General features: G+C 59.5%; 13 protein-coding genes and 6 pseudogenes. 4 read left to right on the forward strand and 15 right to left on the reverse strand.

Annotated elements, in window-relative coordinates; translation table 11 throughout:
- Positions 1-46 precede the first annotated feature (46 nt).
- Together istB (JEY66_RS43545) and JEY66_RS43550 are read right to left on the reverse strand one after the other, a co-directional pair.
- A pseudogene (gene istB / locus JEY66_RS43545) lies at positions 47-313 on the reverse strand (IS21-like element ISFK1 family helper ATPase IstB); the annotation flags it as partial.
- A 121-nt stretch (positions 314-434) separates the two neighbouring features.
- On the reverse strand, positions 435-1,460 hold the full coding sequence (locus JEY66_RS43550; protein WP_018273679.1) for a tyrosine-type recombinase/integrase: 1,026 nt from the start codon (positions 1,458-1,460) through the stop codon (positions 435-437).
- A 352-nt stretch (positions 1,461-1,812) separates the two neighbouring features.
- Here JEY66_RS43550 and JEY66_RS43560 point away from each other — a divergent pair.
- Positions 1,813-2,942 (forward strand): IS3-like element ISRj2 family transposase gene (locus JEY66_RS43560; RefSeq protein ID WP_209911838.1). Its coding sequence is split into 2 segments (ribosomal slippage): positions 1,813-2,065 and positions 2,065-2,942, totalling 1,131 coding nucleotides; the frame shifts between segments, so codons are not numbered across the junction.
- Between the two features lie 35 nt (positions 2,943-2,977).
- Here JEY66_RS43560 and JEY66_RS43565 read toward each other — a convergent pair.
- The 4 genes and pseudogenes from JEY66_RS43565 to istA (JEY66_RS43580) form a co-directional block, all read right to left on the reverse strand.
- Complete coding sequence (locus JEY66_RS43565) at positions 2,978-3,802, reverse strand: site-specific integrase (protein WP_080650455.1); 825 nt, start codon at positions 3,800-3,802, stop codon at positions 2,978-2,980.
- On the reverse strand, positions 3,799-4,812 hold the full coding sequence (locus JEY66_RS43570; protein ID WP_198390667.1) for a tyrosine-type recombinase/integrase: 1,014 nt from the start codon (positions 4,810-4,812) through the stop codon (positions 3,799-3,801). The genes JEY66_RS43565 and JEY66_RS43570 overlap by 4 nt, the downstream gene beginning before the upstream one ends.
- Before the next feature lie 254 nt (positions 4,813-5,066).
- A pseudogene (locus JEY66_RS43575) lies at positions 5,067-5,642 on the reverse strand (ATP-binding protein); the annotation flags it as partial.
- A gap of 18 nt (positions 5,643-5,660) precedes the next feature.
- Positions 5,661-7,202 carry an IS21-like element ISFK1 family transposase gene (gene istA / locus JEY66_RS43580; RefSeq protein ID WP_209911842.1) on the reverse strand — a complete coding sequence of 514 codons (1,542 nt, stop codon included), beginning with the start codon at positions 7,200-7,202 and terminating at the stop codon, positions 5,661-5,663.
- 172 nt (positions 7,203-7,374) lie between these two features.
- Between istA (JEY66_RS43580) and JEY66_RS43585 the strand changes: the two are divergent.
- A pseudogene (locus JEY66_RS43585) lies at positions 7,375-7,755 on the forward strand (integrase core domain-containing protein); the annotation flags it as partial.
- On the opposite strand, the gene JEY66_RS43590 reads toward JEY66_RS43585, so the two are convergent.
- The 5 genes from JEY66_RS43590 to JEY66_RS43610 all read right to left on the reverse strand — a co-directional run bounded on the left by JEY66_RS43590 (position 7,752) and on the right by JEY66_RS43610 (position 13,713).
- Positions 7,752-8,525, reverse strand: coding sequence for a 3-oxoadipate:acetyl-CoA acetyltransferase (locus tag JEY66_RS43590; protein ID WP_080650491.1), 774 nt, complete (start codon positions 8,523-8,525; stop codon positions 7,752-7,754). The pseudogene JEY66_RS43585 and the gene JEY66_RS43590 sit on opposite strands and share 4 nt — an antisense overlap.
- A 241-nt stretch (positions 8,526-8,766) precedes the next feature.
- Positions 8,767-9,408, reverse strand: coding sequence for a nuclear transport factor 2 family protein (locus JEY66_RS43595; protein WP_018273689.1), 642 nt, complete (start codon positions 9,406-9,408; stop codon positions 8,767-8,769).
- A gap of 145 nt (positions 9,409-9,553) precedes the next feature.
- Positions 9,554-12,289: a non-ribosomal peptide synthetase gene (locus JEY66_RS43600; protein ID WP_018273690.1), complete on the reverse strand. Its 2,736-nt coding sequence runs from the start codon at positions 12,287-12,289 to the stop codon at positions 9,554-9,556.
- Between the two features lie 41 nt (positions 12,290-12,330).
- Positions 12,331-12,531 carry a hypothetical protein gene (locus tag JEY66_RS43605; RefSeq protein WP_141382175.1) on the reverse strand — a complete coding sequence of 67 codons (201 nt, stop codon included), beginning with the start codon at positions 12,529-12,531 and terminating at the stop codon, positions 12,331-12,333.
- Between the two features lie 156 nt (positions 12,532-12,687).
- A complete protein-coding gene (locus JEY66_RS43610) occupies positions 12,688-13,713 on the reverse strand; it encodes an aldo/keto reductase (protein WP_018273692.1) in 1,026 nt (341 codons plus the stop codon).
- A 595-nt stretch (positions 13,714-14,308) separates the two neighbouring features.
- On the opposite strand from JEY66_RS43610, the gene JEY66_RS43615 reads away from it, so the two are divergent.
- The gene (locus tag JEY66_RS43615; protein ID WP_018273693.1) at positions 14,309-15,751 is read left to right on the forward strand and encodes an IS4 family transposase; all 1,443 of its coding nucleotides are present in this window, start codon (positions 14,309-14,311) and stop codon (positions 15,749-15,751) included.
- A 94-nt stretch (positions 15,752-15,845) separates the two neighbouring features.
- Here the strand turns inward: JEY66_RS43615 and JEY66_RS43620 are convergent.
- The 3 pseudogenes from JEY66_RS43620 to istA (JEY66_RS43630) all read right to left on the reverse strand — a co-directional run.
- A pseudogene (locus tag JEY66_RS43620) lies at positions 15,846-16,259 on the reverse strand (IS66 family transposase); the annotation flags it as partial.
- A 144-nt stretch (positions 16,260-16,403) separates the two neighbouring features.
- Positions 16,404-17,125: pseudogene (gene istB, locus JEY66_RS43625) on the reverse strand (IS21-like element helper ATPase IstB); the annotation flags it as partial.
- A pseudogene (gene istA / locus JEY66_RS43630) lies at positions 17,034-18,624 on the reverse strand (IS21 family transposase). The pseudogenes istA (JEY66_RS43630) and istB (JEY66_RS43625), both read right to left, overlap by 92 nt.
- 171 nt (positions 18,625-18,795) lie before the next feature.
- Here istA (JEY66_RS43630) and JEY66_RS43635 point away from each other — a divergent pair.
- Positions 18,796-20,481, forward strand: a complete 1,686-nt coding sequence (locus JEY66_RS43635) for an integrase catalytic domain-containing protein (protein WP_018273729.1) — start codon at positions 18,796-18,798, stop codon at positions 20,479-20,481.
- Here the strand turns inward: JEY66_RS43635 and JEY66_RS43640 are convergent.
- Positions 20,367-20,711, reverse strand: a complete 345-nt coding sequence (locus tag JEY66_RS43640) for a recombinase zinc ribbon domain-containing protein (protein ID WP_157183492.1) — start codon at positions 20,709-20,711, stop codon at positions 20,367-20,369. The genes JEY66_RS43635 and JEY66_RS43640 overlap by 115 nt on opposite strands.
- Positions 20,712-20,779: the final 68 nt, after the last annotated feature.

Raw genomic sequence — 20,779 nt, forward strand, 5'->3', positions numbered from 1 at the left:
ATTCAGACGATCGTGAGCAGCCCGCTACGGCCGATGGGAGATAGAGTCAGTGTTCTGGTTGGCCGTCAAGGGTGATGGTTTTGGCGCTGCGTTTTCGCATGCTTTCTCCGGTGAGCTGGAGGCGGTGGGCGTTGTGGACGAGGCGATCGAGAATGGCGTCGGCGACCGTGGGGTCCCCAATGGCTCCATGCCAGGTGTCCACGGGGAGCTGACTTGTGACGATGGTGGATGCGCGGCCATGGCGGTCCTCGAGGATTTCGAGCAGATCGCGGCGTTCCGCGGCGGTGAGCACCGATAGTCCCCAATCATCCAATCACGTTGAGCTCAACGTGATTGGATTTATGTGCAGCACGCAGTGATGTGGAGTTGAGGGTTGACAATCGGCGCTGGTCCGGTTTTTGACAGCCCCAACTCCACATAATTTACCCTGTAGGTCATAGCCTCTTAAGCCAATCAACAATGTTGATCGCCGCAGAAGAGACGTGCCCAGCGCGAGGCGGTGCGAGGATCTCGGGGAACACCTGCATAAGCGCTTGGCGTTTTAGATCGATGTCCGCCCCTGCATAGGTCATGGTTGTGTTCAGCGACGAATGCCCAAGCCATTGGCTGATGGTCGCGAAGTCAACTCCCGCCTTCAGGAGAAAGATGGCGGTCGTATGCCGCAAGGAATGGGGATGGATCCGCTTCTGCTGCAGCGTGCGGGTTGCGTTTGCTCCGGCCGTGATGTGCTTCTTGAGCAGGTAACGAACGCCAAAGCGGGTCAACTTGCTGCCCTGGCGGTTCACGAACAGCGGAGCGTCGCGGCCTCCCGAATGAGCATCACTGTTCGACAGTTCTTGCAGAAGTCGTGCGGTTTGCGGCCAAATTGGACACAATCGCGTTTTGTCGCCCTTGCCGCGCAGCCGGATTTGATGAGGAGGATCAGTGCGGATGTCGCACAGCCTCAGATCGAGGATCTCCTGAACACGGGCTCCCGTGTTGAGCATCAATGCGAACAAGGCATAGTCGCGTTTGCCCCGTTCTGTGGACCGGTCGATCGATTTGAGCAACGCTTCTACTTCCTGCGGCTCAAGGTATTCGATCGGCTTGCTTCGCGCGCCGCGTTTGAACGGTACGCCTAGCACGCGCTGCAGTTCGGCGAGATAGGCGGGCTGTTCGGTTGCGAGAAAGCGAGAGAACGTATGCAGCGCCGCCAGCCGCGCATTGCGAGTGGCTACTCCATTGTGACGCTCAGCCTCTAGAAACGCCAGGAAGTCCTGAACCTGCTTCGCCGTGAAATCGACGAGATCGAGATCCTCGATAGCCTTGGCCGTTTGCGACGAAGTAAAGCGCAGGAACAGAACGAGCGCATCCCGGTAGTTGCGTATGGTGTGTCGGCTGGTACCCCGGAGCGTCGGCAGATACTCTCGGAAGAAGCGCTCGATGCTCTTGCCGAGCTCGTTAGGTCTTTGGGATCTCATGCGGCACCTCCTGTGATGAGGTGGCCGAAATGCCTCTCGAGCCGATCGCTGGCCGCAGCAGAAAGTTGTGGAATCCAGCGGAGGTAATAGGCAGTCGAAACAATTGAGACGTGCCCCATGTACATCGCAAGCTTTGGCAGATTGGATTGGACATCCGCCCCTTGCTGGTACCATCGCAACAGCGATCCGACCGCAAAGCTATGGCGAAAGTCATGCACCCGCGGGGTTCGCCCGTCGGGGCCTCGAACGTCGGCGACTTGGAATAGAGCTGGCCCCGCAAATTCGGACAGTAGCTTGAGTGAATTTTCTGCCTGACAGCGGCGAGGATTCTTGCTGCGAATCAGGAGCGAAGATGACGAAGAAGAGCCGCCGGACGCATTCTCCGGCATTCAAGGCGAAGGTTGCTTTGGCTGCGGTCAAAGGAGACAAGACACTGGCGGAGCTGGCGCAACTGTTTGATGTTCATCCGAACCAGATCACGATCTGGAAAAACCAGCTCCTGGAAGGCGCCGCCGGCGTGTTTGGGCATGACAAGACATCGGCCGAGACGCCGGTCGATTTGAAGGCGTTGCATGCCAAGATCGGCGAGCTGGCGTTGGAAAACGATTTTTTGTCCGGCGCGCTCACCAAGGCGGGCCTGCTGAGCGCAAAGCGATGATCGACCGCGATCATGATCTTTCTATCGTGCGCCAGGCGAAGGTCCTGAAGCTGGCTCGCAGCACGGTCTACTATGAACCTCGGCCAGTTTCGGCCGAGGACCTTGCCTTGATGCGTCGGCTCGATGAGCTGCATCTCGATTATCCCTTCGCGGGAGCGCGTATGCTGCGATCGTTGCTGCGGCGGGAGGGGGTATACGCCGGTCGCCGCCACATCGCGACGCTGATGAAGCGCATGGGGATCGAGGCGGTCTATCGTCGCCCGAACACGAGCAAGCCGGCTCCGGGTCACAAGATCTACCCGTACCTGTTGCGCGGATTGAAGATCGAGCGGCCCGACCATGCGTGGGCAATGGACATCACCTACATTCCGATGCGGCGTGGCTTCGTCTATCTCGCGGCGGTCGTCGATGTGTTCAGCCGACGGGTCCTGGCCCATCGCGTCTCGATCACAATGGAGGCGGCCTTCTGCGTCGAAGCGGTCCAGGAGGCGTTGGCGAAGCACGGCAGGCCCGCGATTTTCAACACGGACCAGGGCAGCCAGTTCACCAGCCTCGAGTTCACCGATGTGCTGCTGGACGCGAAGATCGCCATCAGCATGGACGGCAAGGGCGCCTGGCGCGACAACGTGTTTGTCGAGCGGCTCTGGCGCACGGTCAAATACGAAGAAGTTTATCTCCGCGCCTACGACAGCGTGTCCGAGGCGCGAGCGTCAATTGCCAAGTATCTGGCCTTCTACAATCAGGGACGCCCTCACTCGAGCCTTGACGGGCGCACGCCCGACGAGGCTTACTTCGGCACGCAAGCTATGGTGATGGCCGCATGACCGTCGCCGACGATTTTGTCGTCGCTCTGGTCGGGCTACGCCCTCCCGACGCAACGACAAAATCGTAAAGCCCCGCGTTCAGCATAACCCGGCAGGAATCCACTTAAATCCAGCGGGGCGCTGTCCAAACAACCGGGGCCAGCTCTGAATAGCGTTTGGACTCCTTCCCGCAGGCCGGTACCTGTGTAGCCGCGCACGCACCCCTTGGTATTGCAAAGCAAGGGTGAATCCGCCGAATGGCTCAGAGGTGATCGCAACCGCTTCCTGAGGTACAACCTCAGCTCCCGACAGGCATCCGGCGACAACGGGACGATCCGCGACTTGTGGAACTTCGACGCACGAATGTGCAAAATGCCATGGCGGGCATCGACGTCGGCCAAGGTGAGACGCAGCAGCTCGCCCCTACGGAGCCCCGCGGTGTAGAGCAGGACCACGGCAAGTCGCATCACCGCTGGCCGCAGCGGCGAACTTGACGTCGGAGCCAAATGATCGGCTATGGCCAACATCCTGGCGACTTCGGCCGCCCCAAAGATGACCGGCGGTGCATGGGGGCTCCGACGTGGGAAGCGATTGATATCCGGAACGAAGCAACTTGGCTCGGTACGCTGACGATAGAGACAAAAGTTGCGCACGATACGCTGGCGATTGCGCCTCGTGTTTGCAGAAAGATGACCTTGTGACACGCACCATCCCTCGAAGAGCGCTTGGTCGAGGTCAGTACAGGTGTTCTTCTCCAGAAATTGACGCAGAGCGTCGATTACGCGCTCCTCATGAACATAGCCGCGCCCGAGTGAACGTTGCCTCTGCAAATAACGGTCCACCACTTGGTTGAACGGGATCGCCGATAAGGTCGCGCTCATGCCGCGTCCTCCTCGATGCCGATGGTCGCCGTTGGCAGAGGAAGCGCGACCTCTCGCAGGGCCCCGGTCTGCAGCCGGAGATAGACACAGGTGCTCTCCAGAGTTCGATGGCCGAGCAGATCACCGATCACCTTGACGCCGACACCACGATCGAGCAGACGCATCGCAAACGAATGGCGCAGGCAGTAGGAGGATGTATCCTGCAGCGGCAGACCGCTCTGACGTGCGCGCTTCTGGTAGAGATCGCCTATGGCGTAGTGCGTGAGGGGACCGACCGGGGGGCTTGCGCGGAGGAAAAGTTCGCGGTGCGCCCCGCCGGGCCGGCCGCGGCGCAGATAGCGCCTGAGGATGCGTATGGTTTGTTCGGCTAGAGGAAGCGCCAGATCTGATCTGGTCTTGCACTGCTTGACGCGGAGCGTGCGGCTATCCCAATCGATTGAGCCAAGCGTCAGTGCGATGATCTCGGAGGGCCGCAGGCCGTAATGCGCCATCAAATGGAGGATCGCATAGTCTCGCCAGCCAAGCCGCTCCGATCGGTCGATGGAGCGCAGCAGCCGCTTTACAAGCGGCCAAGCCAGAGCTCGAGGCGGTCGTTCACCTCGGTAGGCGCGCGGCGCGTCAATTGCGTCGAGCCGTTGCCGAATCTCGCCGTGGTCGAAGCAAAACCTAAGAAAGGCGCGGAGGCGAGCGACAACGTGCTGTAGGGTTTGTCGCTTAATGCGCCGCGCTTTGGTCATTACGAACCGATCGACTGTGGCAGCTGACAACGCATGCAGCGGGGCGCCAGCTGGCAAAGCGTACGCGAGCAAGCTCTTCACTGTTGCGATGTGCTGTTCCAGGGTCGCGCCGGTAAGGCCACGCACCTCCGATAGATACCGTCTGTAGCGACCAAGAAGTGCTGAGAACGGCTCGGGTACTGCTTCTTTGACGAACAGCCGCCTCGCGATGAGAAAACGTTCAACGGCGCGTCGGGTGCCTTGCAATGACGCGGGGGCAAATGCTTGCGACAAGAACCGTCCTGAAACGCCGGTATCGCAATCAAGCCGCGCTGAACACATCCGGTCGAGAGCTTCCTTTAGGCCTCGTACGTGGTGGCAGGCCGTAGATCGGGCGTAGCCAGCCGAGATGAGCCAAGTAGCGAAATCTTCCAACAAAGTGCCATTGGGCGATGCCGTGTAACCCGCGTGAACCTTCCGGAATAAGTGTTCGAGCATGGTTGCCTCCTTCGGATGAACGAGAGAGAACCACGCTACCGTCGTCAGTTATGTTGAGTAGGGACGGTCGAAGCGGCTGTTAATAGCGGGGAGAATCTAGATCGCTCCACATCACTGCGTGCTGCACATAAATCCAAAATCAGAAGCTGAGCGCGGCCGAGGCTTTTGAGGAGCCGGGCGTAACGTCCGTCTCCGCGCGCGAGCGCCTCGAACAGCCTTGGAACGCGATGATAGAGGACTGATCGGTTGTCGCGGCAGGCCTTGTGGCCGAGCGCGCAGGCTAACCAACTTTTGCCCAGGCCGGTTGCCCCGGTGACGAGCAAATTCTCGTGGCGATCGATCCAGCGACCTTCGACGAGTTTGGCGAAAACGGCGCGGTCGATGCCCCGCGGGGTGCGCAGATCGACGTCCTCGACGCAAGCAGTCTGGCGCAGTGCGGCGATCTTGAGGCGCGTGGTGAGCCGCCTGGTGTCGCGTTCGGCGGCTTCGCGGTCGACCAACAGGCCGATGCGATCTTCGAACGGCAGGGCTTCGAGATCGGGCGATCGGCGCTGCTCCTCGAAGGCCTTGGCCATTCCGGTCAGGCCAAGCTCGATCAGCCGTTCGTGGGTTGGGTGGTTAAGCATGCCGGGTCTCTCCTTGCTTCAGTGGAAGTAGTCGCGTCCGCGGATGTTGCCGTGGCGCAGGGGCTGGTGCTCGAAAGATTCGTCGAAGAACGTGCGATCGAGGCCGTTCTGGAGGATCGATCTAATCGAGGCGACGGAGCGCGCCTTGATGAGGATGCCCCTCCGGCAGGCTGCGTCGAGGCGTTCGGCGCCGTAGCTTTTGACGAGCGCCAGAATGCCAAGGCAGGTTCGAAAGCCTTGTTCTGGATGGGGCCGGGCGTCGATCACGGCCTGGAAAAACGCTGCTGTCGAAGGACCGATCCGCTCGCCGGCGGCGATCACCGCGGCGGGGGTCCATTTGCCGTAGCGGCGATGGGCGCTGGGCATGTGGTCGGCGACGGTGGTGTGTCCGCGTCGGTTGGGCGCGCGGGCATGGCTGGCGATCCGCTGGCCCTTGTGGAAGATCTCGACCGTCCGATCGTCGATACGGGCATCGACCAGCTCGCCAATCAGACGATACGGCGCGGAGTACCAATGGCCGTCGACCTCGACATGATAATCGGGAGCGAGGCGGCAGCGCTTCCAGCGTGCGAAGGCATAAGGCTGATCTGGCAGCGGGGTTAGCTTGGGTTTGTCGAGTTCGGCAAACAGTTCGGCGCGGCTTGAGCCGAAGCCACGCATTTGACGAGCATTGAGTTCGTCGACGAGTGTCTTGATGGCGGCGTTGAGCTCGGCCCGGGAAAAGAAGCGCTGATTGCGCAGCCGGGCCAGAATCCAGCGCTGGGCGATTTGCACCGCGACCTCGACCTTCGCCTTGTCTTTTGGGCGCCGCGGCCGTGCGGCGAGAATGGCCGTGCCGTAATGGCTCGCCATCTCGGCATAAGTGCGATTGAGGCCGGGATCGTAGCGGTCGGGGTTGCTGACGGCGGCTTTGAGGTTGTCGCAGACCACGAACGTCGGCGTTCCGCTCAAAAACGTGAACAAGTTGACGTGGGCCCGGATCCAGTCGGCCAAGCTCTCGCTGGGGCAGGCCTCGGCGTAGGTGTAGTTCGAAGCGCCCATCGCCGCGACGAACAGCTTCATCGGCTGCACTTCCCCGGTCAGGGGATCGACGATGTCGATGGTGTCGCCGGCGAAATCCACGAACACCTTCTCGCCGCCCAGATGAATCTGCCGCATCGAAGGTCGGACCCGCCCCTTCCAGGCCTCGTAGGTAGTGCAGAACCACGTGTACCCGAAACCGTCGGGATTAACGGCGCGATACTCCTCCCAGAGCAGGCGACGGGTTACGTTGCGCCGGCGGAGCTCTTTATCGATGTAGCTCCAGTCGGGCACCGGCCGCTGCGGGCTCTGAGACGCTGGTCGTGGGGCCGGGAAAAGCAAAAGCTCCAGGTCTTCATCGGTCATTCCCTCCGGAAGCGGCCAGCTCAACCCAGCAGAGCGGGCGCGGCTCAGGTAGCTGTGCACAACGCCGTTGCTGACGCCCACGCTCCGCGCGATGGCCCGCTCTGGCAGGCCTTGAAAATGTTTTAACCGAAGGACTTCCTTGATCCGGCGCATCGACAATCTCTGGGTAGGCATTGGACTTCCTCGTTAACCACGAGGTCATCCCTAAGCCGGTTGAGTTGTCGGCCGAAGCGCTGCAAGGCTCCGAAAGCCTTGCTCACGATCCCGCGAAATCGTTGCTCACGATCGTCTGAAATCTCTGCTCACGATCCCCTGAAATCCGCGCTCACGATCACGCGAAACGCGCATGCACCGGCCAAGGCTTCTCTCAGACAATGGCTCGTCTTACGTTGCCGGCGATCTGGCCAAGTGGCTTGAGGTTAAGGGCATCGAGCATGTGCGCGGGGCGCCGTATCATCCTCAAACTCAGGGAAAGATCGAACGCTGGCACCAGACTCTGAAGAACCGCATTCTACTCGAGAACTACTACCTGCCCGGCGATCTCGAACGGCAGATCGAAGCCTTCGTCGAGCACTATAACAACGTCCGCTATCACGAGAGCCTGAACAACCTCACGCCGGCTGACGTCTACTTCGGCAGGGGGGAGATAATCCTCGCCGAGCGTGAACGCATCAAGCGTACAACCATCGCAAACCGCCGCTTGCAGCATCAACTGCAGGCCGCTTAAACTCTAACCCCTGATGAGCCAGAGCCTCCCTTCTCGAAACGCCTGATCAGTCTCAAATCATCTGCCGACGGACACACATTGTCTTCAAGACCCGTGCGACAGTGGCCGCCCAGCTCAAGCGACCAGCGATTGAGCGTGATCTGGTCGCGCCCAATGCCAGCGCCCGTCCAGGTCGCGTCCGGGGCGAGGCGCTTCAGCGTGGCAATGTAGAAGTCGAATACTTCGCGATCGACCGGCATGGCGTTCTTCACGCCCATCACAAACTGAACGTGCAGCGAACCTCTTATTTTGTCGACTTTTTGCATCTCGACGGCCTTGAAGATCATCGACAGATCAAATGCCTCGATCTCGGGCTTCACACCATACGTGCGCATCTCGGATGCGAGCCACTCCACCAAGTCAGGGCTATTCTCGTAGACCCGTGTCGGGAAGTTGCACGAGCCGGTGGAAAGCGAGCACATATCAGGCTTGAGCGGGATCATGCCACCACGCTCGCGCCCGGCGCCGGAGCGGCCACCCGTCGAGAGCTGGATGACCATGCCGGGACAGTGCTTACGCAGGCCCTCGACCAGCCTTCGAAAGCGCTCGGGGTCGGATGTGGGTGAACCATCGTCCTTGCGCATATGCGCGTGGACCAAGGTGGCGCCGGCCTCGAAAGCCGCCTGCGTCGACTCGATCTGCTCGCTAACGGTTATGGGCACCGCCGGGTTGTCGGACTTCTGCGGGAGTGAGCCGGTGATGGCGACCGTAATGATGCAAGGCGTGGTCATCGTCATCCCACAACACATATTAGCAGTTTCGTCTCATGCGTGATTACGTCGGCGACAATACTCCCGGGAGCTAGTTGCGAGGCATCGAGTGGCAACATGTCCAGATCACCCATAGCTAACGCGACTGCTTCTTCGCCGAATTGGTTCACCGTCTCCGACCCAAAGATCACTCTCGAAGGCAAAGGTTGGTAGACAACCCGATTGCATGAGCACCCCGGAAGGATGGCAGCTGCGCTAGCGGCTAAGCCGCGAGGCGCGGCGTCTCGGCGTCGATCACTTCGATTGATTCGCCCTTCAGCCAATGAGCGCCTTTAATATAAAGCGCATCGACTTCCGGCCCCGTCAGGCCCGGCATGTCGGCCTTGACCGAATAACCGATGCCTACCTGCAGGTAGGCAAGGTGGCGATATCCCTCGGGGAAGCTCATCAATCGCGTCCAATCGAGCTTTAACGTCGCCGTCGGATCAACGGGGTCAATACGATCTTTTTCATAAATCGGCTGGCGTAGAACAAAGCCCCAACGTTCCGCTCGCTTTTCAAGAAAATCGTAAAAGCGTCCCGTGCAGACGACATCACAAACTACGCTTTCCACTTTGGCGCGTTGGCTAATTCTCATTCTTGTCTGCGCAATTGCGCGATCACCTGCGATATCAATGGAGCTGCCTCCCAAAAAATGCAGGATGCGAACGCCGCCATTGAATCGTTCTCGGCTCACCTTGATGAATTCGTCACCGGTGCCTTGGAACCAGGTGGTTATCATTCGTCCCCCCTCATGCCAGACCGTGCTCAATCGCTCCCAATCGGCCGCGTCGCGCCACACGGTCCAGTTTTCAAGAAGATCCCTGATAGCCAGGCGATCAATGAGCTCTTCTGTGACTGCCATCGAAACTTCCTCCTCTCTTTATTTGCAAGAACAGATCACGTAGGACCAGCTCGCCCGCGTCGTCATTCAACTGAAATAACCCTCATAATCAGCATCGCCGAAAGATTTGTCCCTTTCATGAGTACGATTCGCCGACCGCAGGTTTTCAGTAGGTCGCGATCAGAGCTCGCTCGATCAGCGGTTGATTGATCGATAAGTGTGGCTCGATCATTAGGTTCAGATGTTCACCGCTGATGGGAATGACTTCGAGCTGCTCGACCAGCCGATCCCAACCGAGCCGGGGAGAGAGGCGCGGGCGTCTGCAGGAAAACACTGTCCCGGCAATCGGCAGTTGATGATGAGCTTGCTTGGTCCAGTTTCGGAAGGCTCGCATGCGCAGAACTTCCTCGCCTTCAAGTTTAAGCATGAAGCGGGTGGCCGGGAAATATTTCCATATCTTGCGCTCGAGAACGCGCGCGAGTAGCTGCCCCCGACCCGGGCGTATGATTGCCTTGGAAAGAGAACGGCACGCCACTCTATAGACGGTGACCCTGTGATCCCAGATCCGTTGAACGAGTCTGCTGATCGCTTCTCCAAAACCGCCTCGCTCACTTCCCAAATTGGTGTCCAATACCCCAAAGAACGCGACCGTCCTGCCCTCGGCTATCGATTGCCTGGCGATCTCGAAAGCAACCGCGCCGCCAAGCGAATAGCTCACGAGTCTGACGTCGCCGCTGGGCTGGATTTGGCGGATCTGATCCATGGCGTACGCTGCCATGTCCGCAATCGTTGATTGCCCGGCGATCATCGCACCGAGATCCGGATATCTGATCGTGTTGACGTGAGCAATCCCGCTAAATGTAGCGCCGAAGGCGCTCAGGCTGGGACCATATCCGATTGAACCGGGCACGAGAAACAGCGGTGGCCGGGTTGCTTGGAGAAGATCGGGATCCGTGTTCTGCCCGAGCGCGTCTGTCACTGCCGCAGCCATGCGGTCGGCATCGGCGTCTATGGTGAACGCCTTAAGATCAAGCTGCCTGCCGACCAGACCTTCCAACTCCATCACAAAACGGAGAAGGCTGAGGGAATCGCCTCCCGCTTCATCCCATCGGCCCGCCGCGTTCCGTGTGTTGAGGACCCTTCTCCAGATCTGCTCAACGGCCAATTTCGCATGACGCGAGTCATCGGCTGAATGAGGTGCCGGCAAGACAGGAGGACTCTCCGCAAGCGCCGCATCGCGGGCAAGCAAGCTGACCGCATCAGCCTTTCCGCTTCCGAGGCGCGGGATGTTCGCGACTTGGTGCAGCCGCTTGGGGTGAAGCGAGGCCGGGACGGCGTTGCGGATGAACTGCCAAATCGCGCCTGGAAATTCAATGCCGGAGTCGGCGTCAAGAGCGATGAAGACCACTAATGCGCCCGCCGCCGAGACGAGGGCGACCGCGTCGGCGACGCCACGGATCTTACGGACCGCAACCTCCAGCTCGGCAGGCTCAAGGCGTCTTCCGTTGATCTTGATCTGCCGGTCTTTGCGACCGACGACATGCATAACTCCTTGATCATCAAGAAAGACGAGATCACCCGTGGCATGTATTCGGCGTGTATGGTCATTGGGATCGATGCGAGACGGAACCAACGAACCCTTTTCCCATCGCCCAAGCGATACGAAGGGGCTGGATATCACAAGCTCGCCGCACTCGCCTTGCGGGACAGAAGCGCCATCGCCGTCGACTACAGCATAACAAATCCCCGGCAGCAGGTAGCCTGCCGGCGCCGTGACGGCCGCGTCGGCAAATCGGGCCGGGGGGAACCACTGAGAGCCGGTGGTCTCCGTGGAGGAATAGCCGATCTGAACATAGCAGTCGGACGGCATCGCCTGGCGAAAGAACTCAATGTCGGCCGTCAGGACCTTCTCGCCGCCAATCCTGAGAATTCGCACCGACTGGAATTCGTCGCGTTGTCCTGCAGAGATCATCGCGCGGAGCAGCGTCGGAACGGAATAGATGACCGTCGCGCGTTCCGATGCGATCGCTCGGCGCGTGCCGCCAAGACCAATGGTTTCGATGTCCACAACAAATAGCTTTGCGCCGATTAACAGCGAAGTCAGCATCTCCCTGCAGCCCGCGATCGTGGCAGGTCCGCTTAACGGGAAGAAGACATCGTCCGCGGCTATATGAGCGGAGTTCACATACTGCAATACGCGCTGGAGAAGCGCGCGCTGGCTATTTACGATACCTTTCGGACGGCCCGTGCTTCCGGATGTGTAGAGTATCAGGGCCGGGTCATCGACAGAGCCTGGAAGTGGCGGGACGGCGGAGTCATTCCCCGGATCCGGGACGTCTGTGATATCGATCCAGCGCATATGCGCGAACTCTGCCGCCGCATTCGGCCCGCAGCCGACTAGGGTCGCAAGGGCTGCGTCTGTCGAGAATTCCAGGTTCCGGCCGTTCGGATCGCGATAGTTGAGCGGAATGCACGGTCGCATCGCCGCCATGCAGGCGAGCATCGCAACGGGACCCCAGATGCAGTTCGGCATCAGCAAGCCAACCGCTTGCCCCGGAGGTACATGCGCCGAGAGGACTTTGGCTAACTTAACCACCGCCGCATGAAGTTGTCCAAATGTGAGCTGCTGCTTTCCGTCGTCAATGCAGATCTTGTCAGCATAACGCTCAACGATGCGGCCCAGATGTTCGATCGTTGGCACGCTGGAAAATTCGAGCGGCAGCGCCTCGAAGGCAGTCTTTGGGCCGCCATCATCCAGAAGCCGTTCCGGTACCGTCTTCCACTCGATGCCTTTGACAACACTCTCGCCTGACCGAGGTGTGAAACGGACTATCCCAGCGTCAGAGTCTTCCAACACCTTCAAAGGCATCTGAGCATCCAGCTCTGCACCGCGTGTCGCCATGCATTGCTCCGTACCAAGAATACGTGAGGTGGCACGAAAGGTTAATTGAATGGTATCGGGTAAACATCATTCGTTTGCATGATGAGCGTGTCTTCGGCTGAAAGATCGCCTTGCGAGCCGGTGATGCTCACCGACACGAGCAGGCCGCCGAAGCAGAACAGCGCGAGCGATACGAGCGTCTCAATCTCAGCAATCGCCTCGACCGACGCCTTGGCAATAATACGAGTAGCCAATGCCGTCATGTCACCCTCCCGATTCCGGATGACCACCATCGGTGGGCCAAAAGGCGTTAGACAGCCGTCTACTTCACCGCATCGACCCGCGGCATCTCGTCCAAAACTGCCTGGCAGTACTCTTCATAAAGAGCGTTGATGATGATCCACATGACTCGAAATCCCCTATTCTCGCGAAACGTGATGGGATCCTCCTTTCTTTTGAGAAAGCGGCGAGTGCGGCATTGGATCGGCCCTCGGCACTCCCTCCAGGAGGGCGGCAACGACGGGATCGAGCTGCTCGCGTGTCAGATGATTCCCTAGTCGCGACAGATTGAAATCGAGGTGCTCCTTGTGAAGCATCGAAAACAGCGTGATTCCGGCTGAATTTGTTGCGAACGCGTAGTCCACAACAAATGTGGCAGCGACTTCAGCGGGATTGCCACGGTACCCGAGGTCGTGAAGCGCCCTCGAGATTTCCTCCTGCGCATTTATTCTTGCGACCAGTCGATTGAGGGACGAGAATGTCCCGTACGTTACAAACGTTCTGCCCGGGAGCGCGCGCTCCTTCAATTTCTCGAGGTTCGGCATGAACAGGCCGTTAGCGATCTGCACAAGCCGATAGGGTAACGATTCATCGAGACCTCTCATTCCTGCCTCGATATCTCCCGCGATCGAGACGGCACGAGCCTTCCCATCCCGGATCACGCGTTCCACCGCCCGGACGATATCCTCGCGAACGACTTCTTCGGCGGTTGGTCGATGCAGGGCAAGGACATCGACATAGTCCGTGCGAAGACGCCTCAGGCTCTCCTCGACGCTTGTAGTTATCAGCTCCCCGGACAGCGGCACCTTGAATGGCGCGGGCCGCATTCCGTAGACGTACCTTTGGAGCGCAGGAAATGTCGTAATGGCGGCTCGTGCCAACGGCATGAGCACTCGCATGGCGGCGGACGTATTCGTCGGGCGCATGCCGACCTTTGTGCAGACGTAGATGCTATCACGCTTCCTGGATACAAATTCGCCACAGATCGATTCAGCCGTCCCGTCGCCATACGAAGGCGCTACATCGTACCAGGTTATTCCGGCCTCGTATGCGCGTTCGAGCGTCTTGAGCCCCTTGCGAACACCAATGCGCGAACCAAGCGAAGCGGAGCCGAATCCGATGCTTGATACTCGACTGTCCAGAGCTTCAACAAAGACCAGCTTCATCCCTTTACTTTTTCTCTTTTGCGCTCCTTATTAGGCTCCGGGCTTATTACGTCTTTTGTCTGACGATTCGAAACGCTCATCGGTCTCATTGTAGGTACCTATTTGGTGCTACCTGTCTTCAAGCCACTGAAACAAGAGAGCCTTGTATGTTCCAGTGAGGCCAGCAGCTTGCAACAAGTCGGCGCACCTGAATTTAGGCGTCATCCGTGTCTGCCCCCTCCGGGCATGAACACAGGTCCCGATTGCGCACTGTGCCGGATGTGAATTGCCTCCGCTGCGATGACACCGCGAGGCGACCTGTAGCCATGTTGCTATCACGCTAAGCGTTTAAGCGCGACCGATGCCAGATGAGACTGATAGGTTCTTAGCTGTTAGTTACCTTACTGACGCGACCCAATATAGACGGGCTGCAGAGGTACTTCATGCCGCTCAATTTGCTGAACTGAGCAGCTGTTCCTCGTCAGCACCCATGAGACAAATTGTACGCATACGACGAAGCTTACGATTACCCACATTTTTTGAGGTGCAGTGAGCCGAAAAACTTGAGTCGCCAGAATCGCTTGTGATTCTTTGATGGGCACCTGATTGGTGCTCTATGGGACTGACTTCACGCGCCCGGGATGAGAAGGCGCATCGGTTGGCGTCTGACGCGGTGACCTGGTTTGACCGTGAAGCTGCGCTGTGCGAATTCCAGGACGCTCGACTTGGCGAGAGATTTCGCATGCTGCTAAAGCAGATTGGTGGAGACATCGGACAGAGCATTCCGATGGTTTGCCAAGACTGGGCGAATACTAAGGCGGCCTATCGTTTCTTCTCCAATGAACGAGTAAGCGAGGCCGATATCCTATCTCGTCATTTTAAATCGACGCGGGAACGTATCGCGGCTGCGAAAGGGCCTTTTCTTGTCCTGCATGATACGACCGAATTCACCTATCAAAGGGAGCGCCCGGATCTGATCGGGATGATTAAGCGCATCCCCAAGAGCAACTCTCGAAGATTGGACGGAAAACCCCAAACGTACACGACATGCGGAATATTGATGCATTCGAGCCTTGCGGTGACCCTCGAGGGCCTTCCGCTCGGGCTCAGCGCCGTGAAATTTTGGACCAGAAAGAAATTCAGAGGGGTCGCGGCACTCAGGCGCGAGGTCAACCTGACACGGATCCCCATTGAAACCAAGGAGAGCATTCGGTGGCTGGAGAACCTCAAGCAATCCACGGAGCTTTTCGACAAGCCATCGCAGTGCATCCATATCGGTGATCGTGAGGCCGATATTTATGAATTGTTTTGCGCCGCCCAAGAGGTTGGAACGCATTTCTTGGTAAGGACCTGTGTCAATCGCCTGGCAGGCGATGGCGATCATACCGTTGCAACGATAATGGACGAGGCCAAAGGTCTCCACCGGATCGAAGTCCGGGATAGCAAGGGCAATCCAGACCAGGCTGTTCTAGAAATCCGGTATCGTAAAATCCGTATTCTGCCACCGACAGGCAAGCAGTCGCGGTATCCAGCCTTGACTTTGACAGTGATCCACGCTGATGAAAGAGGAGCGCCAAAGAACAGAAAGAAGATTGAATGGAAACTCCTGACCGATCTTCCGGTGCAATCGCGCGGGGATGCGATCGAGAAACTCGAATGGTATTCTCTGCGATGGAAGATCGAGGTCTTCCACAAGATACTGAAATCCGGCTGTCGGGCAGAGGACTCGCAACTGCGGACTGCTCAGCGATTGACGAATCTGATCTCGGTATTTTGCATTGTGAGCTGGCGCATTTTTTGGATGACGATGCTTAATCGTTCAGCGCCAAATGCCTCACCGGAATTTGCGCTGACCAAAGCTGAAATCCAATTGCTTGATCAGCTCGTCAAAGACAAGAATCCAGCCAGCACACAACGAAAGACATTGTCGCATTATCTCATCAAGATCGCCAGGCTCGGCGGCTATCTCGCCCGCGCCAACGATCCGCCACCAGGGAATCTGATCATGTGGCGCGGATTATCGCGCTTTATCGATATCGCAACGGGAGCAAAACTCTGACTCAAAAATGTGGGTAATCGTAAGACGACGAAGGCCGCCTGATAGACGCATGCGCGCGGGCGTGGCGAGCTGTATGACAGCGTTGGGTGAAGGATCAGCCGGCTTGCTGATCGTCGGGGTTGCCCACTTGGCGCAGAAGCTTCCATTCCCAGGGCAGCAGTTCGTGCAGACGCGATGCAGGAAGATCGGCGATACGGGCTAGGACGTCGGCTAGCCAGGCCTTGGGATCGACGTCGTTCAGGCGACAGGTCGTGATCATCGTCAGCATGATGGCGGCGCGGTCAGCGCCGCGCAGGCTGCCGGCGAAGGTCCAGTTGCGCCTTCCCAAGGCAATGCCGCGCAACGCTCTTTCAGCGGCGTTATTGCTGAGGCAGATCCTGCCATCGTCGAGGAATCGGGCGAAGTCGGCCCAGCGCCTGAGCATGTAATTCATGGGCTTCAGGACCTCGGAGGATCGCGAGAGGGTTTCTCGCTCGAGCTGCAGCCACGCGTGCATGTCGTCGAGCAGCTGTCAATCGGCGTTTGACTGGGACCCCCTATCGGCCTCCAAAAGGGACCCCTTTGATCGGCGTGCTCTGCTGGTAGCGCTCGGGTCGTCGGAGCTGGTCGGGGTTGCGGAGACGGCGCGAGCGCGGGTTGTTTGAACATCGTCGCGGCTTTTGAATCGCCAGCTGTCGTTGCCGGTCTCGACGATGTCGCAGTGATGGGTCAATCGGTCGAGTAGCGCGGTGGTCATTTTGGCATCGCCGAACACGCTCGGCCATTCGCCGAACGCAAGATTTGTGGTGACAATGACTGAGGTGCGCTCGTAGAGCCGACTGATGAGATGGAACAAGAGCTGACCGCCGGATTGCGCGAACGGCAGATAGCCCAGCTCGTCGAGGACGATGAAGTCCATGCGGGTCAGATGCTCGGCGAGCCGTCCCTGCCGACCGTTGCGGGTTTCGGTCTCGAGCCGGTTGACGAGGTCGACGACGTTGTAGAAGCGTCCTCTAGCGCCATTGCGGATGCAACTTCTGGCGACGGCAATGGCAGGTGTGTTTTGCCTGTACCGGTGCCGCCAACCAGCACGACGTTGCGTTGTTGGGCGATGAAGCCGCCGTCAGCGAGATCATTGACGAGAGTCTGATTGATCGGCGTGCCGTCGAACTGGAAGTCGGCGATGTCCTTGGCGAGCGGCAGCTTGGCAATGGTGAGCTGGTATTTGATCGACCTGGCTTGCTTCTCGTTGATCTCGGCGTTGAGCAGGTCGCCGACAATGCGCTGAGGTTCGTGCTGGCGCTTAACGGCAGTTGCCATGATCTCGTCGAAGGCAGCCTTCATGCCGTAGAGCTTGAGTTCGCCCATGAGGTCGAAGATTTGGGTTCGTTCCATCAGATGGTCCTCCGGAGGTTGTCGTAGCGGGCACAATCGGCGATCGGTGCATGACGGAGCGTCAGTGCGGCCGGCGTCATGATGTTGGCCGGTGGGGCGGGTTCACGTTGACGGGCCAGGATATTGAGAACGACATCGGCGGAATGAACGCCATGAGCGACCGCCTCGGCGCAGGCGGCTTCCACCGCGGGCAATCCGTCTGTCAGCACCGCATTGAGGATGTCGACCATCTGTCGATTGCCATCGTCGGCACCGGCGAGTTTGCGCCGTACACGCTCAATCGCTGCGGGCAGCACCCAGTCCTTGAAGGGAGCGCCATTACGCAAGGCACCGGGCTTGCGCACCAGCACGGGCACATAGTGCCAAGGGTCGTAGACCGTCTCGCCGCGACCGAATGATCGCGGGTGCTCGGCAACGATACGTCCATCCTGACGGATCACGATGCGATCGGCATAGGCTTGAACCTCGACCGGTCGTCCGACTGCGCTGGCTGCGACCGAGTACTTGTTGTTGTCGAAGCGCACCAGGCAGGTCTTCGAGACCGATGCCGTCACCGCATGGAAGCCGTCGAAGCGGCCGGCATAGGGAACGAGTTTGGGGCGTTCGGCTTCGAACACGTCCCAGATCGTCTGATCGGTCAGCTCCGGATGGCGATGAGCCTTGGCGTAGGCGATGCATTTGTCGAGCAGCCAGGCGTTTAACTCGTCGAGGGTTTTGAACCGCAGCCGCGGCGTGAAGAAGCGTTCCCGGACCAGCCCGACCTGGTTCTCGACCTGACCCTTCTCCCAGCCCGACGCTGGCGTACAGGCGACCGGATCGACCAGATAGTGGCTGCACATCTGCAGGAAGCGGCGATTGTAGAGACGGCCTTTACCGACAAAGATCGTCTCCACCGCGGTCTTCATGTTGTCGTAGATGCCGCGGCTGCAGGTGCCCTTGAACAGGGCGAACGCCCGGTCGTGGGCGTCGAACACCATCTCCTGCGTCTCTCGCGGATAGGCCCGCACGAACAGCATGCGGCTGTGACAGAGCCGAACATGCGCAGCCTTCACCATCACCGTGGTGCCGCTCAGCAGGACGACCTCGTGGCTCCAGTCGAACTGGTAGGCTTCGCCTGGGGCAAAGCTCAGCGGCACATACGCCGACGCTGTCGAGGTGCCGCGTTCCTTGCTCCACCGTCGTGCGTATCGACGAACCGCATCATAGCCGCCGGCATAACCGAGGCCGCGAAGCTCTTCGAATAGCCGGATCAGCGTCAGCCGTTCCCGCGCCGCCTTACTCTCATTCCCTGCCAGCAACCGGTCAAGCTCGGCACTCCAGGGACCCATCTTCGGGAGCGGCTGTGTCTCGCGCTCATACCGGAACTCCGTCGCTTGAGAACGAATGACCTTGCGAACCACCTTCCGCGATACGCCAAGTTCTCGGCAGATCGCCTTGATCGGACGACCATCAACAAAGTAGGCGCGACGGATCTTACCAATCGTCTCCACCACCAGCATCCCAACCTCGGCTTCCATGACTCGATGGAAGCCACTGTGGACCCTTATCCCGGGGTCCCGATTGGATGCCGATCACCCCGAAAACGGGGCGCATTGCCTCACCCAGAATGTTACTGGACAACTTCTCGCCGATGATTGGGTCGGTGCCATCGAATTGGTTCGGTGGCGTCTATGGCGGGAAAGATCAGCATGGGCGCGCGGCGCGAGGTGGTGTCGGTGGTAACGGAGCGTTACCGATCGGCCAAACGAGCGGAGAAGGGACGGATCCTCGACGAGCTGTGCGCGACGACTGGCTGGCATCGCAAGCATGCGGTGCGCGCGCTCAGGCGACGCGAGGCGGTTGGACCGGGCGAGGTCGAGGCAACAAGAAAGCGAAGACGCAGATATGGCGCGACGATCAAGGACGCGCTGACTGCGCTGTGGGAGGCGTCGGATCGGGTGTGCGGCAAGCGGCTCAAGGTGATGATCCCGACCTTGCTGCCTGCCCTTGAGCGACATGGCCGATTGCAGCTTGGCCAGTCGGACCGTGACCGTGTTCTGGCTATCAGCGCCGCCACCATCGATCGCCTGCTCGTCGATGTGAAGATCGCGGCGAGCGGCGGCAGGCGGCGCCGTGCCGGGTTCCATTCGGCAATCCGGCGCGAGGTCCCGATCCGCACCTTCAATGACTGGAACAGCCCGCCGCCGGGCTTCTGCGAGGTCGACATGGTCGCCCATGGCGGCACGTCGGTGGCTGGCTCGTTCATCCAGACCCTGACGATGGTCGATATCGCCACGGGCTGGACGGAGTGCCTGCCGTTGCTGACGCGGGATGGCTCGCTGGTTGCCGAGGCGATCAACCGCGCACAGAGCCTGTTCCCCTGGCTCTTGCGCGGCGTGGACTTCGACAACGACAGCGCCTTCATGAACGATGTCGTCGTGCCAGGGTGCCGCCAACAGAAGCTCGAGGTGACGCGCTCGCGTGCCTATAAGAAGAACGATCAGGCGTTCGTCGAGCAGAAGAATGGTGCCGTCGTCCGCCGCCTCATGGGCTATGGCCGCTTCGATGGCGTCGAGACGGCGCGTATGATGGGCCGCCTTTATGCTGCGGCACGGCTCTACGTCAACTTCTTCCAGCCGTCGTTCAAGCTGAAGGAGAAGCGTCGCGAAGGGGCTAAAGTGATCAAGCGTTATCATGCTCCGTTGACGCCCTATCAGCGCGCGCTGGCCCATCCCAAGGTGACCGCGGCTGTAAAGCGGCGGCTACGCGATCAGTATCGCTCGCTCGATCCGGTCGCGCTGTTGGCCGAGATTCGCGCAACCCAGGACGAACTCGGCAATCGCGTCGATCGTCGTGCCGGACAGGCGCGCTGCCTGCAACGCGCTTGCACGAGCACCGCGCCGGCGACCGCGGCGACGTTTGCGAAGACGCTCGGCAAGACGGTGACGGCCGGCGAGCCGCGTGCCACGCACCGGCGAAGCCGTCGGCCCTATAAGACCAGGGTTCGCATGCCGTCCAAGCTCGACCCGCATCTTGCTGCGATCGAAGCCTGGCTCGCAGAGCAGCCGCAGCTGACTGCACTCGCCATCGTCGGCCGGCTGAGCGAGAAACACCCCGAGGAGTTCGGGACGAGACAGCATTCGATCGTGCAGCGTCTGCTGAGGGCGCTTAGACGGAGGGCTGCCGAGCAGTTGGTCGCGGAGGAGTCGCTCGGCGACGCCACCACCGCTGCCCCATTGTCCGGGGTTGTGGACGGCTCGGGCTATGTAGGGCCCGACCCGCCCACAGCCCCTCCCACCGAGCAAGCTTGGAAAGCAACCTGGCGCGGCCAATCAGTCGACATCGCATCGACCGCTGCAACGGCGCCATCAGGGTAACATTCGCAGATGCGGCAATACGCGGGGTCCTTATTCCATGCCGAAACACAACGGTCGGCCCGGATGTGTTGGCAGGTTGGCTGGCCTTCCTGGGTACGCGGGTGATTGCATACATATTCGCCGCCCCCCTTGTAGCGGACGTACATCTTATGGCCACATCGTGCGCACCAGGCGATGCCGTGGAGCAGAAGCTCGCCATCGCGAGGCGCGCCTCGGGTTTTGATGCGCATGTATTCGGCTCGGTTATCTCTGATGACGGCTCGGATTTTTCATGAATTGGCCAGTCGATATAGGCGGG

This window comes from Bradyrhizobium elkanii USDA 76 (assembly GCF_023278185.1).
Taxonomy (GTDB): domain Bacteria; phylum Pseudomonadota; class Alphaproteobacteria; order Rhizobiales; family Xanthobacteraceae; genus Bradyrhizobium; species Bradyrhizobium elkanii.

Bases quoted from the DNA above. Each gene is read 5' to 3' on its own strand.
- JEY66_RS43550 (WP_018273679.1), bottom strand. From the start codon at position 1,460: ATGAGATCCCAAAGACCTAACGAGCTCGGCAAGAGCATCGAGCGCTTC.
- JEY66_RS43565 (WP_080650455.1), bottom strand. From the start codon at position 3,802: ATGAGCGCGACCTTATCGGCGATCCCGTTCAACCAAGTGGTGGACCGT.
- istA (WP_209911842.1), bottom strand. From the start codon at position 7,202: ATGCCTACCCAGAGATTGTCGATGCGCCGGATCAAGGAAGTCCTTCGG.
- JEY66_RS43590 (WP_080650491.1), bottom strand. From the start codon at position 8,525: ATGACCACGCCTTGCATCATTACGGTCGCCATCACCGGCTCACTCCCG.
- JEY66_RS43595 (WP_018273689.1), bottom strand. From the start codon at position 9,408: ATGGCAGTCACAGAAGAGCTCATTGATCGCCTGGCTATCAGGGATCTT.
- JEY66_RS43600 (WP_018273690.1), bottom strand. From the start codon at position 12,289: ATGGCGACACGCGGTGCAGAGCTGGATGCTCAGATGCCTTTGAAGGTG.
- JEY66_RS43605 (WP_141382175.1), bottom strand. From the start codon at position 12,531: ATGACGGCATTGGCTACTCGTATTATTGCCAAGGCGTCGGTCGAGGCG.
- JEY66_RS43610 (WP_018273692.1), bottom strand. From the start codon at position 13,713: ATGAAGCTGGTCTTTGTTGAAGCTCTGGACAGTCGAGTATCAAGCATC.
- JEY66_RS43615 (WP_018273693.1), top strand. From the start codon at position 14,309: ATGGGACTGACTTCACGCGCCCGGGATGAGAAGGCGCATCGGTTGGCG.
- JEY66_RS43635 (WP_018273729.1), top strand. From the start codon at position 18,796: ATGGCGGGAAAGATCAGCATGGGCGCGCGGCGCGAGGTGGTGTCGGTG.
- JEY66_RS43640 (WP_157183492.1), bottom strand. From the start codon at position 20,711: ATGCGCATCAAAACCCGAGGCGCGCCTCGCGATGGCGAGCTTCTGCTC.